This window comes from Thermodesulfobium narugense DSM 14796 (genome assembly GCF_000212395.1).
Classification (GTDB): Bacteria; Thermodesulfobiota; Thermodesulfobiia; order Thermodesulfobiales; family Thermodesulfobiaceae; genus Thermodesulfobium; species Thermodesulfobium narugense.
Map to the genome: position 1 here is coordinate 1,192,044 of NC_015499.1, position 14,099 is coordinate 1,206,142.

Consider the following 14,099-nt stretch of genomic DNA (forward strand, 5'->3'; position numbering starts at 1 on the left):
ACTTTATGGTCGGGGCGAGAGGATTTGAACCTCCGACCTCCTACTCCCGAAGCAGGCGCGCTCCCTCTGCGCTACGCCCCGACGAATTTCTCTCTATCTATTTTTTTGCAACTGGGCACTTTGCGCCTTCTATTGAGAGAGACCCTTCACCATTGGATGAGGATTTGCCTGCACTGTTTTTCGAATTAGCCGAATCTGTCACATAAAAACCAGAGCCTTTAAATACTATAGGTACAGGCACAAAAATCTTTTCGGAAGGACTGCCACACTCAGGGCATAAAACTTCCGATTCATCATTGATCGAACGATTTAGCTCAAATTTATTTCCACAACCTTTGCACTTATAAACGTAAGTTGGCATCATCATCCCTCCTTAGATTTAAAATACAAAAAATATTATAAACTAAAAATTATTATTTGTTAACAAAAAAATTTATTTATATAAATATTATCAACCTTTTCAATCCCAATTGCAAATGAAGTAATATAAGAATTTTTTATTTACAAAACAATTTTTTGTATTAAACAAATTGATATTATAATAATTACAAAGATTAAATATATTACAGGGAGATAAATTGTGAAAAAAATTATAAGTTCAGACATAAATAGGCTAGACAGGCTTCCTCCAGGTCAAAGGTGGGTTGAAAAACCAATTATATACGACATAAAAAGCGTTCCCGAAATAGATCTTACATCTTTTAGATTAAAAATATTTGGCATGGTAGAAAACGAATTAATAATTAGCTTTGACGATCTTAAAAAATTAGAACCAATAGAACTAACTGCCGATTTTCACTGCGTTACCGGATGGAGCGTAAAAAACGTGATATGGAAAGGAGTTCAAACAAAAGAACTCGCAAAGATTTGTAAACCAAAAGAAAGTGCAAAGTATGTTTTAGTTCATTGTCGGGAAGGATATGCTACCAATTTCCCTTTGAAATATCTTTTAGAAGAAGATTCTATCTTTGCATGGGAAATGAATTCGATGCCAATCCCAAAATCACATGGCTATCCTTTAAGAATAGTAATACCTAAGTTATATGCATGGAAGAGTGCCAAATACGTAGAATCAATAGAACTAGTTGAACATGATACACCAGGATTCTGGGAAGAAAGAGGATACCATATGAGAGGCGATCCCTGGCTTGAAGAAAGATATGGATAATTATTTAAAAAGACTCATTACTACCTGAATAATACCCAGCAAAGCTCCTATCGGAACTCCTAATAGTTCTATTATTCTAAATTCTTTGTCCATTATGCCAAAAACGAGCCTTTCCATCTCCTCTACTGAAAAACTGTCTATTTTTTCCTTCACTATTAACTTTACATCTACATGAGATATCAAAAGGGATATCCAATCCTTAATATATACATATAACCTGTCAATTATGTCTTTTAAAATTAGCTCAATATCCAACCCCATATTCTCAAAAAAAAGGACAATATTGCCGATCCTTCTTGAAAGGAAATATTCAACAATTGCATTAACTTTTTTATTTGCTTTATCAGAGCCCAAAATTTCATAAAGCCAGATCTTAAAATTTTCTCTTTTAGCAAGATACAAATTTTTAAAATAAATTTTTTCTTTATTCTCATAAAGATAATTTAGCAAACCGAATAAAACTTTTTCAAAAACATCATAATTAAAGTAATCTAAAATTTTAAGATTATATATTTTAAGCTTTAAATCATCAATATTTGGTTCAAAAAATGTAAATACCTTACCATAAGAATTAAAAAAGCTATCAGCTGTTATAATTTCGTTTATTTTTTTTCTCATCAATTCATTTACGCTTAATTCTATACCCTCAATAATAACTTCGTTAGAACTTATCTCATCTCTTAGTGTAGCAACAAATTTTTTGATCTTATCAGAAATATAATTAGGAGCAAAAACATTTGTATAGAAAAACAAAGCCTCTTCTACAATACCTTTTTTGGAAGCTCTGATTTCTTCTTCTATAAAAGATGCTATTTTCTCTACAAACTCATCATCACTTAATTTTGTATATAACCAATTAATAATAAAATTTACTATTAACTTTGAACTGGGTATTATTTCGTTTAAACTCATTTCTGATAACCTTGAATAAAGCACTTCCTGAAAGTCACTTTGCAGGTACTGCTTTATCTTATTACAAATTAAATCAAGGTTTTCATTACCAAATATGTCAGCTAAAGTTTTTTCAGCCAAAAGAGTATCAAATTTTTCTTTTATATTATTTCTCGAAGTTATTATTTCAGTTCTTATTTTTTCTAAATTAACAAGTTTATTTAATGGATTGGACAATATCTTTAAAATAATAGAATCAATGAAAAGCACTATAATGCTTAAATTTTTTTCATACAATCTTACAAACATAGATCTAAATCTTGAAGATTTATCCTTAAAGCAATCCTTCGCAGTTCCAAAATCATTGTTCAGTAAAGAATATAGAAAATCTACCAGTGATTTTTTTACTCTCTCAGATTTATTTTCAAGCATGTTCATAATAGAATCGTGATTTATTAACTCTTTTTCAACTACACTTGAGAGCCTTTCACTTATTTCTAATTTTGATTTTGGCACTATCCCCTGATAACCAAATCTCTTTTTCTTCGGATTAAATATCATCCATACTGCAACAACATTAGTAACGTATCCCACAAGTGCACCAAGAAAGATTGGCATTATCAGCAAAAAAAACTCAAATTTAAACATATTTCCAAAAATGAACAAAAGAACATATGGTATTAATAAAGAAAAAAACACCCTATCGAATTTCAATCTATCACCCTCAGCAAAATTGATTAAAAGCAATTTTAAATATAACATATAAGATATGAATATTTAAAATTTAAGGAGTATACAGTGATTTCAAAACAATTTGAAAAAAATATCATGACACTTGGAGAAGAAGATCAAACAAAACTCTTTCAATCTACAGTCTCTATTATTGGAATGGGCGGTCTTGGGGGCTTTGTACTCGAACACCTTGTTAGATTAGGAGTAGGTCATATAAAAATTGTAGACAAAGACGTTTTTGAGGAATCAAACTTAAATAGACAAATTCTTTCGGATATGAATTCCCTTGGCAGACAAAAGGTAGAGATAGCAAAAATCAGAGCAAAAAACATTAACAAAGAAGTAATAATAGATTCTTTTGATACTGAATTCACAGAAAAAAATGCAATAGAAATATTAAAGGGATCAAACGTCGCAGTAGACGCACTCGACAACAACAATTCTAGATTACTTTTGTTTAAAATAGCCAAAAGCCTTGGCATACCGGTGGTACACGCAGCAGTTTCAATGACCTCTGGAGAGGTAAGGGTTTTCTTCCCTGAGGACGAGATAATTGACTTTAAGAAAAATAAGGGGACAGAAGAATATAAAGGAACAATTTCACCTACTGTAGCAGTAGCTGCATCAATTCAAGCTATGGAAGTAGTAAAAATTTTGACAAATAAAGGCAGCATGCTAAAAAATGGTTTGTACTTTGATTTGAAGGATAATTTTTATTCTGTAATTTAGTAAAAATATGAATATTGTGTATCACAAAATTCAACCAATTTATCACGTCTTTAAAGCCTAAAATTTAATCCTTCATAATTGTGATATACTAAATTTAAATAAATCAAAAAGGGGTGGTGTGTTTTGAAATTTCTCTATTTTTTATTGGTCCTTTTACTTGTAATGACTATTCGATCAAGCGCTTATGCTATAGACGAGCTTTCAAGTCTTTCAGAAAATAGCAATACCTTTGCCTTTAATATTTTTAAAGAATTAAATTCTGATAAAAATATAGTCTTCTCGCCTTTCAGTATATATACAGCTCTTTCTATAGCATCTTTGGGAGCAGGCGGAACAACTAAGGATGAATTTGACAAAGTTCTAAACAACAATTTGTCTCTTGAACAGTTCCATCAGTCTTATAAAGATATAATAAAAAGCGCCTCGATTGGATCAAATAAGTTTAATATTGCAAATGCTCTATGGCTTGACAATGGTTTCCAACCAGAGGAAGATTTTTTGAACAGTGCCACCACCTTATTTGATTCCCACGTTGAAAGCTTAGACTTCAAAAACAATCCAAAAAATAGCTCAGACACAATAAACTCATGGATAGAACAAAACACAAACGGCCTTATAAAAAATTTGTTAAGTCCAAGTAGTATAAGCAGTAATACTCGCATGATTATAACCAACGCAATATATTTTAAGGGCAATTGGGAAAGGGCATTTGATCCCAAAGAAGATTCAGAACTAAATTTCTATGTTGAACCAGATAAACCAGTAAAAACAACTTTTATGCAGCAAAACGGAGCCTTTTTTTACTGCGAAAATCAATCAGTAAAGTTGTTGCAGTTAAACTATGAAGGAAATAGTCTTTCATTAATAATAATTTTGCCAGAAAAAGACATAGACAACTTCATAAAAAATTTAAGTGATGAAGAGTTTAGATCATTATTGAGAAGTATGAAACCTGAGGAGTTAAATATAAAAATTCCCAAATTTAAATTCATTTTTTCATCAGATCTAACTAAGCAACTAATCGATTTAGGAATAAAGTCAGCTTTTACCACAAGTGCTGATTTCTCTGGTATAAGTAAGTCTCAGAATCTCTACATTTCTGACGTTATCCACAAAGCATACATAGATGTGAACGAGACTGGCACAGAAGCTGCTGCATCTACATCTGTGGGATTTACTACAACAGCCTTTAATCCTTTTCCAGTAAAAAATTTTATAGCAGACCGTCCTTTTGTTTTCGCGATAATGGATAACAAAACAAAAACGTTGTTATTTTTAGGAAAGATATTAAATCCGCAATAAATTGGGAGGTTACTTTATGAAATTATTAAAATTTTTCCCTGTTTTTAGTATTTTTTTGATTTTTCTATTCTCAGTGTCTTTTGCATCAGTATCATATGCAAGTATTGAGTGCGGACAAAATGACATTAATTGTGTTTTGACCTCTATTGATAAATCTGATTACGTGAAATTTACCAAATCTGAAACTGAGTACGGACTAAATATAGAGGAAAGCAAGTTTACTATAGAAGCCAATAATTCAGGAGATAATATTACACCGTGGTTCCTAGGGCATCAAATCCCAGAAGAAGCCAAATATTATGTAAAGGGCACTTTAACCTTATTTAGGGGTTTTAAAGAAACGCCGGAAAACTCAATATTTAAAACTCTCGTCGAACAGTATCCAGATTTAAGGAATAAAGATTTATCATCTCTTGTAGGAGAAAGTTTCGAATGCATATTTAAAACTAAAGATGAATTAAAAGATTTCCTTACAAATGGCCTCAATGAGAAATACGTTAGCGATGGCAAATTAATCTCAGATCTTGAAAAAATAGAAAACATAAAATCCGAAAATTGGAGACCAATTGAACACACAGTAGTAAAAAAACCTGCAATATATCTTTATCCTACCGCAGATAGCACAATTACTGTGTCAATAGACCCGAACGGCACGATTACAAAAACAATTCCTGACTATAAGGGGAAGTGGACTGTAAACGTTACAAAGAATGGCAAAATAGATAAAAAATATGACTATCTCTTTTACGAAGCTACTCTAAATGATAGCTTCACGCCAAGCGAAGGTTGGATTGTAAGCTATAACGATCTTAGTTTGTTTTTCGACAAATTTCTGCCAATCTTAGGTTTAAATAAGAAAGAGGCTGCTCAATTTAAAGAATATTGGCTAAAGAATCTAAAAAGAGCTAACTACTATCTAATAAGCCCGGTATCAAAAGAATTTATTGAAAACAACCTAAAGTTAGAAGTAACTCCTAATCCAGATACTGTAATAAGAGTAATTTTATACTTCAGTCCTCTTGACAATCCCATCAACATACAGACGCCTGTTTTAGAGAAACCAACAAGAAATGGTTTTACAGTTGTAGAATGGGGAGGCATTCTGGGAGACAAAGTAAAATAAAAGTTTAAAATGTATTTAATGGGCGCAATTTCTTGCGCCCATATCTTTTTAGAAGCTTACATCCATCTGAATATAATATCTTTGATCGGTATCAAGCTGCATCGGGTTAAAAGTATAATATACTTGGTTTGCTACATCTGTAGCATAAGGCTTCTTGCCCTTCCAATATTCATAGTTAAACTTCAAAGTAGTATTCTTTGCTATAGGCAATATATACCATACCTGATAGAAATCCTTCCAGGAGGTATCAGAGCTAGAGTAGAAAAATGCTACAGGGTTATACCACTTGTTGTTTCCGAAATAAAAATCTCCCCACAGATAACCCACAGGAAGCTTGTATAGCGCTCCAATTCTCCAAGCCCCGCCATTTACAGAATTCATTCCATAATAAGTGTAGTTGGATGAAGGACCGTTAATGCCAGCAGGCATATCTACGCTTGTGCCCTGATATCCAGCCCAGAAATTAACTCCGTAAAAGTTGAAATCAGATTGAATTGTCCACCAGTTATATTTTCCATATTGAGGATTAGAAGCCGAAGTAGACGTTACATTATTAGAAAAGTAAGTAAATTTAGGCATTGTGCCATAATCTGCTTCTAAGCCTATAGCATTAAAAATCTTAGACTTAAAGCTCGCAATATAAGCATCTCTGTCCTTTAAACCGTATGTTTCATTCTCTGCAGTAATCAAGCCATCATCAAAAAACTTAACCCAGGCAAGTGAAAGATTCGACTGTGGCAAGAAGTTATTTAGGTCAAACCTTACGATTGCCCCTTCAGTCTCTGAATCAAGAAAGAATTTATTGAAGTATTGACTATCAACCATAGTAGGCAGTCTACCAAGCAAAAAGGTTACTGGATATGGATTTAGATTCCAGGTTATAAACGATCTCTCTACAAATAGTCTATTGTCATTATCATTGTATCCAGAAGTAATAGCTCCAGTATTTGGATTTCCAAATGGACTTGATAGATCACCTGTCCCATTTTTACCTGCGTTTTTCTCCATTGAAAGTCTAGCAGTATAAGATATGTTGTCTGCAACTGGCGCATTAACGTTTAATCTTATATAGTAGCGCATAAAAGTATCTTCTTTATCTAATGGCTTTACAGTTTGAGCGCCATTTGGATATAGACCGTTGACAACAGGCAAAACGTAAGATCCGTTAATTGTAGTACCAGGTAGATTTTGAGTTGTATACCCCAAAGAAACTACTTTGTATGGCTCATCAAGTGCATAGAAAGTTTGCTTTCGATAGGCAAGCCTAAACCTTGCATCCCCAGTAAAGTTCACAGTATCAAGAGCTGCTTTTTTCTCAAGCGCTGCAACTCTGACGTTTAGCGATGCTAGTTCTGACTTAAACTCATCAGCTAGTTTCATAAGAGTTGCTATGTCGTTAGCGTTTAGCTCTATCTTTTGATCCTGTGCATTTTGACCCTTTTCATACATATCGAGCATTCTTGCAACTACCATTGCCATCTCATAACGGGTGGCAAGTCTTTCACCTCTGAAAGTGCCATCTCCATAGCCTATAACCAGTCCTTTTGCCGCTAAGTCTTGCACTGCCTTGTATGCCCAAGAATTAGCCGGTACATCCGAGAATGGTCCTGCAAATGCAGATGAAGTTAACAAAAAAACGAATAATAAAGCAAAAAATAATGAAAATTTCCTCAACTCATCTCCTCCTTACGTAAAAACTAAAAAACTAAACTAATCTAAAATTCACCTCCCTCTTTAAAAAAGTTAGACCCCCACCCCATCTTTTAATAGATTTGAATTAGATTAAATTATAATTAAAATTAGATTAGTGTCAATAAATCGAATTGATAAAATTTTGCTGTACTTAACCTACTTGTTCTTTTCAATTATCTCTTCTACTTCTTTTGCCCCCTCATCATAAAATTTTTCTTCATCTGGAGATAGTTCTTTCAAAAGTCTTAAAAATTCTCCTGCATGCACTCTTTCTTCGTTTGCTATGTCTATAAGAACATCTCTAGCCAATTTGTTATCTGTAGATTCAGCTAACTGCGTGTATAATTGTATTGCTTCATACTCTGCAGCTACCATAAAACGTATAGCTCTTACAAGTTCCTCGTGTGTAATCTTGCTTCTATTAGCAAGTCCTGCAAATGGTGTGCCAAAATCAGGCATATTGTAACCCCCTTTTTTATTTTTATATCAAAATCCTATCATAACTTTAAGAATTTACCTAATTTATCTATTTTTAAATTAAAAATCATCTTTTAAACAAACCTAACCAAATTAGACTCTTGTTCTTCTAATTTTTATTAAAGAATTTAAATAAATTAGCACTAACGCTGCTAATATGAGAAATATTCCTATAATTTCATATTTTCCAGGAACTTCCCCAAGATGGTACCAAGCTTCTAAGATTGAAAAAATTGGAACAAGCAAAGAAGTCAATCCTAACACCGAAGGAGAGATATTTTTTAGAAGATAAAGCCACAAGAACCATGCAAAACCAGTTGCCAAAACCCCAATAAAAAATAAAGCAAGAACAAGTGTTAAATTAACTTCTATTGGTTTTGATATTTTAACAAAAAAAGAAAAGAAGAAAACACCTAAGAAACCAAATAACATCTGCCAGAAAGAAAGAGTAATGCCATCTATCTTTTCTTTACTCCTCCATATAAAAACAGCAACAATATTTGCTGCAGCCCATGACAGCCCTCCTAACAAGGCAGCAACATAACTCAAAAGATTAGAATTTGAGGTCCACAGCTGTAAAATAAAAATGAGTCCTATTAAAGCTAAAACAAAGGATATCTTTTGTAAGATAGACAACTTTTCTTTTAAAAACATCACAGAGAAAAGAATGGTCCAAAATGGCATAGAATAAATAAGAAGGACTACCTTTCCAGCCCCGCCTTGAACTAGAGCTACATTATAAAAGATCATTAACAAAGAGTTTTGCAAAAAACCTAATATAATAATTAACCATATATTTTTTGGCATTGTTAATTTTTTTAAAGAAAGAACAATAACAAATAAAAACATAGCTCCAATAAGAGTTCGGAGCAAAGAAAGTTCAAAAGGATCAATATATAGCAAAGCAACCTTAGTAACAATTGCTGTATAAGACCATATTATTATTAAAATTAAAAACAAAAAATTAGAAAATAGGTTCTTCATAGGTTAAATTTTAACACCAAAGCTTAGAAAAAAAATAGACAAATTTTTATTAAGAAGCACTTAGTTCCAAAACCAAAAGCATTGGAAATAGCAAAAATTAATTAAAAATAAACTTCTCTACTCTTTGAATAGTCACTTAGGAAAAAACATATGTAACTATCAAGAACTAACAAACACTATTGTTTGTCTTGACCTCTAATAGAATTCTTATCTACATAAGGAGCCAAGACAAAACCTTCACCTGGGAACACAGAAATAGGATTACCATCCTTTAAAAATACAACCTTTTTTACCCCTGGAAAACTTTCACAAGTATAAACAATTTGTTTTAGTATATTACTAACTCTAAAAGAGCCCCTTGCCTCATAAAATGATGCTGGCAAATCAAGTAAAACTTTATCTCCCTCCAAAATTACCTTATTAGGAGTTACATTTGGCAATTCAGAAAAATATCCGCTCTTTCTTTCGTCTTCTGAAGGACCTTTAAAAAGAGTATCAACTAATTCAGAAATTGTTCCAACCTGCTTTCTTACGGGAACAATTTTACCTTCTTGTTCCCAATATATCATAGCCTCATATCTTTGGTTATGATTGACAGAAGTCACAGATTGTTGAGAAGTGCTCGTACTGGAATTATTCACACTTTGTTGAATATTATTATTCTGGTTCTCATTGCAACCAGCCAAAAAGAACAAACCAATTATAAAAACTAAAGCTATAAATTTCTTCATTGATATATCTCCTTGTAAGAATCATAGATCCCTTGTGCAATAGCCTGCGCTATTTTTTCTTGATATGCTGGATTATAAACCTGTGCAGCTACTGAAGGATTGGTAATAAAATCAGTTTCAATTAAAATTGATGGCATCGTAGTATATTTTATTACCCAAAATGGCCTTCTAATTGGTTTATCGGTATACACAGGATTTACCTTTGCAATATCATTAATCATTATACTTGCATATCTAAAGCTCTGTGGAGTATAGTAATAAACTTGAGTTCCATGTATTGATGGATCAGCACATGCATTAAAATGAATGCTCAAAAATAGAGCTGCTCCATTTTCATTTGCTATATTTACCCTTGCTTGTAGTTCAGACTCATCAGCATCAAAACCTGGCATATTTGGTCTACCCCACACATCTCTATCAGTTTCTCTAGTCATTATAACCTTAAACCCCATTTTTTCAAGTATAGGCTTTAGGTGTAGAGCAACTCCTAACGTTGCAATCTTTTCTTGAACGCCATTTGCCACACATCCAGGATCAGATCCTCCATGACCTGGATCGATTACTATAATTTTGGAATTTTTAACATTTAACGTGTTAATAGAACTACTTGATACACTTGAATTTACTTGAGAAGTTTGATTACTTGCAAGTTGATTTTTTTCTGGAGTATAATTGTAAGGAACTACATTTTGTAACTCGCTTGTTATACCATTTACAAGACTTATTAAAGGAGTAGAACTTCCTACGCTTATAAGTATCCCACCATTAATTTTTGTAATATTATATGGTGCTTTAACATTGCTACCTACAACTATCCTTACCATATCAGGAGTATTCTGGGCAAAATGGATCTCACTTACAACACCTGAACTTGAAGCTGGAATAATAGCTCCTTTTTTAATAATTTTAGAGTTTTCTATATTAAGAACTATCCTTCCATCGTCCAACCTAAAATAGCTATACTTAGGCTCGCCCTGAATCTGAACAAATACAACTGCATTGTTGTCTTGAGAAGACTTAAAGAAAACGTTTTGAACAGTAAGAAGTTCTTCAGCCTTAGCAATACTACAGGCAAAAATCACCGCACATAGAAAGAAAAAAACTATATTGAAATATTTCATTGAAATGCGAGCTCTCTTATTAAAGTATTTACTTCAGAACTTTGATCAGAATTAAAATATATTTTAAAAGGTTTTGCATCAGGCCAAATTGGCCACATTCTCTTGCCAGTTATTCCATCATACAGATCGTTATAAGAAACTATAGCCCCCTCCAAATCTCTTTTTGAAGGAAGTTGTTCCTCACCTTCAGGATAAATTAATTTTCCATCTTTATTGTATACTTCAAACCATGCATCCACTTCTACCCACCCCTGAGAAAGCCTTTTCATTCTATCTGTAATAATATACATATATCTTAAAGGATTTATTGGTCTTAAACCCGTAGGGCTCACAGGATTTGTATCAAAAAAGGAGAAAACATAGAGATTAGGCGCGTTGTACTTATCTAATATATTCTTAACAACTCTTTCATCTAAGGGACCATGTGACCTGTCAAGAAGAACCTTTTGGCTAAATTCATCCACTTTAACGTTCCTGCTTACAGTCACATGCATTTTTGCCTCCCTTGGATCTACAAATTTTACTTCCCCAAATCTGTTAAAGAAACTATCATTCTTTACCGCACTTTTAACTTCTTTTAAAAAGTTATCTTTTGGACCATAATAGTCTGCTAATATCAAAACAAGAGCACATCTACTTCCTTTTTCTTCTGGATACCCCATCGAAGAAAAAGAAGATAGCAAAAAAATTAAAAACATCAATAAAATAAATATATACTTAATATTATATACCCACCATCACTATAAATGATATCTTAAATTATATCAATAAAATTAAAATACAATTAAAATCCCCTTGTTAAACAGGTTCATTTAACAAATTATCTAGATGATCTATAAATACCTACGTGAACTATAAGTGCATCATCAGTAGAAAAAGCAATGCCTTCATTGTCATACCTTGCATAAACCTCGGCAATTGGAGAACTATCGGGATGATTGTCGGAAATGTTTGGCATACCAAAAATATTTAAAACTCGTTCAATGTGATCCCCCAAACTAATTCCCTCTTTTGTAACATAAAATTTACTCAAAAACATAACTGGAAAAGCATAGATATTTATTAAATCTAAAACCCAATCATCTAAAATTTTTTCGTAATACATCTCCAAATTAGCGTGTTCAAAACCCTCAATTTTAAAAAATCTATTTTCATAATCAAAGGATTTGCTACTTGATGGCTCTGTATCCAAAATTTTATTGACCTCAATAGGGCTCATTCCTAACCTTATATCTCCAACACCCACACCAGGCAAAATTAGCCATGGGTTCCTTTTTCCTGGTCTATTAGCCATAAAGTTCTTTATTTACCTCCTTATTAGGTAAAGTCTTAAATCTCTTTTGGCACCAAAGCCATTGTTCAGGATGAAGTCTTATCATCCGTTCAGTTCTTCTAACTACCTCTGTCATTGCAAGCAAAATCCATTCGTCTCTGGGCAAAGACCTATCAATTTTTATCTCAGGCTCAATTATTAAACAGTGTTTATTGTTTTCTTTCCTAAAAGTAAAGGCAGTAAACATGCTCACATTTCCTCTGTATGCAAAGTATGCGGCTCCTGGATATGTTGAAGCCTTAATTCCAAAAAAATCTATAAAAATACCGTTTTTCCCCGCATCCTGATCGGACAATAAAGCAAATAATTTGCCTGTTTTAAGTATTTTTAGACCCTCTCTCAAAGAGTTCTCCTTTTCCACCAGAATTATCCCTTTTGTCAACCTCAGAAAAGAGAACAATCTATCAATAACATCTCTTACCTGTTCTTTTACTACTATTGCAATAGGAATTTTAAGCCCTATTGACATAGTAGCTAAAAGTTCCCAGTTACCTATATGAGCTGATGCAACCACAAAGGATTTTTTTTCTCTAAGCACTTCAGAAAAGTTTTCTAATCCTATCACTTCAACATTTTTCATTATTTCTGTAATTTCCTTATTTCTTGCTTTTACTAATTCTATTAAATTTAGAACATAGTGAGACAAATTTTTTACAGCTAAATCTCTTTTTTTTTCATCCGACCAATCAGGAAACACCAAAGACAAATTTTTTAAGATAAGCTCTCTTGACCTTGGTAACAAAAAAAACATTAGTCTGCCACAGATCGAAGCAAAAGTGCTACTTAATCTGTCTGGAATTTTATCTATAAAAAATATTAAAAAATCAATAATTTTAGACTTCAAACCTAAAGCTCTCTGGCGAAACATCCATCATAATACAAGCTCTTGCAACAAAATTTATATTATTTTTTTTACAAAACTCTATTGCCTCATCAGATTCTGAACCTGGTTGAAACCAAACGTTTCGAATATTTAACCTAACCATATCTTTTAAGACAGGAAGAGTTTTATCTGGAGGAATTATTAATACAACTGCTTCTGGCACTTCTGGCAAAGAAGAGATATTAGGATAAACCTTAAATCCATCGATTTCTTTGGCAGCTACATGCACTGGATATACAGCAAAACCCCTTCCAACAAGGGTTTTAAAAACTTTATACCCATACTTTTCTTTTTTAGGGCTTGCCCCCACCACTGCCCACTTTTTGAATTTTTCAAACATATCAATATTATTTTCTTCAACCATTTTTAAGTCTGCTCCTCTCAAGAATTAGAAATAGCCTAAATATAATATATCATAATACAAGCACGTGTTTTTTAAGTCTAAAAGATTTAATTATGTTGTTAAGGCAATAAGCTATCAAGAAAATTTAACATACTTAATTTTGATCCATATAGTATAATATAGTTATGGGGGCGACAGGTTTCGACATAGAGATTTATGCAAAAGCTTGCGAGCCGAGGTGGCGTTGGCCTCGTAAAAAAGCGCCAAAAAAATAACTGCCAACAATAATAGCTTAGCTTTAGCAGCTTAATCTACTCTTCGGAGTAGATGTAACACTTTGTGTGCTTCCTCTCGGCATACAATTTTAAGTTAGAGAGGAAGAAGAAAAGTTTGACCTGGGCTTTTCTTCTAAATAACAGGTCTTAGCCTTCAAGAACCGTGTCCAGAGCGGGTCAAGAAGGCGAAACTAAAAACTCTGGACTACGCTCGTAGAGGGTTTTTGCATTGCTTTGTGGACGTGGGTTCGATTCCCACCGCCTCCACCAAATTTAATGATTAGTTTTCTTTCTAACAATCATTTGCTCATTTGC

15 protein-coding genes, 1 tRNA gene and 1 other RNA gene are annotated in these 14,099 nt (G+C 32.8%); 5 read left to right on the forward strand and 12 right to left on the reverse strand.

The genetic code is table 11. The features are described 5' to 3' along the window. Window positions 1-6: 6 nt before the first annotated feature. Together THENA_RS05925 and THENA_RS05930 are read right to left on the reverse strand one after the other, a co-directional pair. Window positions 7-81: transfer RNA gene (locus THENA_RS05925), tRNA-Pro, on the reverse strand. A gap of 16 nt (window positions 82-97) precedes the next feature. Beyond that, window positions 98-364, reverse strand: a complete 267-nt coding sequence (locus tag THENA_RS05930) for an FmdB family zinc ribbon protein (protein WP_169309422.1) — start codon at window positions 362-364, stop codon at window positions 98-100. Between the two features lie 216 nt (window positions 365-580). On the opposite strand from THENA_RS05930, the gene THENA_RS05935 reads away from it, so the two are divergent. After that, complete coding sequence (locus THENA_RS05935) at window positions 581-1,168, forward strand: sulfite oxidase-like oxidoreductase (protein WP_013756499.1); 588 nt, start codon at window positions 581-583, stop codon at window positions 1,166-1,168. On the opposite strand, the gene THENA_RS05940 is transcribed toward THENA_RS05935, so the two are convergent. Then, complete coding sequence (locus tag THENA_RS05940) at window positions 1,169-2,773, reverse strand: DUF445 family protein (protein WP_041437957.1); 1,605 nt, start codon at window positions 2,771-2,773, stop codon at window positions 1,169-1,171. Window positions 2,774-2,857: 84 nt separating this feature from the next. Here THENA_RS05940 and THENA_RS05945 point away from each other — a divergent pair, with 84 nt between their 5' ends. The 3 genes from THENA_RS05945 to THENA_RS09675 all read left to right on the forward strand — a co-directional run bounded on the left by THENA_RS05945 (window position 2,858) and on the right by THENA_RS09675 (window position 5,945). Continuing rightward, window positions 2,858-3,520 (forward strand): HesA/MoeB/ThiF family protein, encoded by a 663-nt coding sequence (locus tag THENA_RS05945; protein ID WP_013756501.1) that lies wholly within the window; start codon window positions 2,858-2,860, stop codon window positions 3,518-3,520. 123 nt (window positions 3,521-3,643) lie between these two features. Next, window positions 3,644-4,822 carry a serpin family protein gene (locus THENA_RS05950; protein ID WP_013756502.1) on the forward strand — a complete coding sequence of 393 codons (1,179 nt, stop codon included), beginning with the start codon at window positions 3,644-3,646 and terminating at the stop codon, window positions 4,820-4,822. Between the two features lie 16 nt (window positions 4,823-4,838). Continuing rightward, window positions 4,839-5,945, forward strand: a complete 1,107-nt coding sequence (locus THENA_RS09675; protein ID WP_013756503.1) for a hypothetical protein — start codon at window positions 4,839-4,841, stop codon at window positions 5,943-5,945. 48 nt (window positions 5,946-5,993) lie between these two features. Here THENA_RS09675 and THENA_RS05960 read toward each other — a convergent pair whose 3' ends face one another. The 9 genes from THENA_RS05960 to THENA_RS06000 form a co-directional block, all read right to left on the reverse strand. After that, window positions 5,994-7,619 (reverse strand): DUF3373 family protein, encoded by a 1,626-nt coding sequence (locus tag THENA_RS05960; RefSeq protein ID WP_013756504.1) that lies wholly within the window; start codon window positions 7,617-7,619, stop codon window positions 5,994-5,996. A 174-nt stretch (window positions 7,620-7,793) separates the two neighbouring features. Beyond that, window positions 7,794-8,096, reverse strand: coding sequence for a ferritin family protein (locus THENA_RS05965; protein ID WP_013756505.1), 303 nt, complete (start codon window positions 8,094-8,096; stop codon window positions 7,794-7,796). Between the two features lie 111 nt (window positions 8,097-8,207). Further along, a complete protein-coding gene (locus THENA_RS05970) occupies window positions 8,208-9,098 on the reverse strand; it encodes a DMT family transporter (RefSeq protein ID WP_013756506.1) in 891 nt (296 codons plus the stop codon). A gap of 176 nt (window positions 9,099-9,274) precedes the next feature. Continuing rightward, a complete protein-coding gene (locus tag THENA_RS05975; RefSeq protein WP_013756507.1) occupies window positions 9,275-9,829 on the reverse strand; it encodes a GerMN domain-containing protein in 555 nt (184 codons plus the stop codon). After that, window positions 9,826-10,950, reverse strand: coding sequence for an N-acetylmuramoyl-L-alanine amidase (locus THENA_RS09680; protein ID WP_013756508.1), 1,125 nt, complete (start codon window positions 10,948-10,950; stop codon window positions 9,826-9,828). Before THENA_RS09680 ends, THENA_RS05975 begins: the two co-directional genes overlap by 4 nt. Beyond that, window positions 10,947-11,648, reverse strand: a complete 702-nt coding sequence (locus THENA_RS05985; protein ID WP_013756509.1) for a hypothetical protein — start codon at window positions 11,646-11,648, stop codon at window positions 10,947-10,949. The genes THENA_RS09680 and THENA_RS05985 overlap by 4 nt, the downstream gene beginning before the upstream one ends. Window positions 11,649-11,770: 122 nt before the next feature. After that, window positions 11,771-12,244: a hypothetical protein gene (locus THENA_RS05990; RefSeq protein WP_013756510.1), complete on the reverse strand. Its 474-nt coding sequence runs from the start codon at window positions 12,242-12,244 to the stop codon at window positions 11,771-11,773. Then, window positions 12,237-13,127, reverse strand: coding sequence for a lysophospholipid acyltransferase family protein (locus tag THENA_RS05995; RefSeq protein WP_041437958.1), 891 nt, complete (start codon window positions 13,125-13,127; stop codon window positions 12,237-12,239). Before THENA_RS05995 ends, THENA_RS05990 begins: the two co-directional genes overlap by 8 nt. After that, a complete protein-coding gene (locus THENA_RS06000; protein ID WP_013756512.1) occupies window positions 13,117-13,530 on the reverse strand; it encodes a CoA-binding protein in 414 nt (137 codons plus the stop codon). Before THENA_RS06000 ends, THENA_RS05995 begins: the two co-directional genes overlap by 11 nt. Window positions 13,531-13,696: 166 nt before the next feature. Between THENA_RS06000 and ssrA the strand changes: the two genes are divergently transcribed. Then, window positions 13,697-14,054, forward strand: a transfer-messenger RNA (tmRNA) gene (gene ssrA / locus THENA_RS09820). Window positions 14,055-14,099 lie beyond the last annotated feature (45 nt).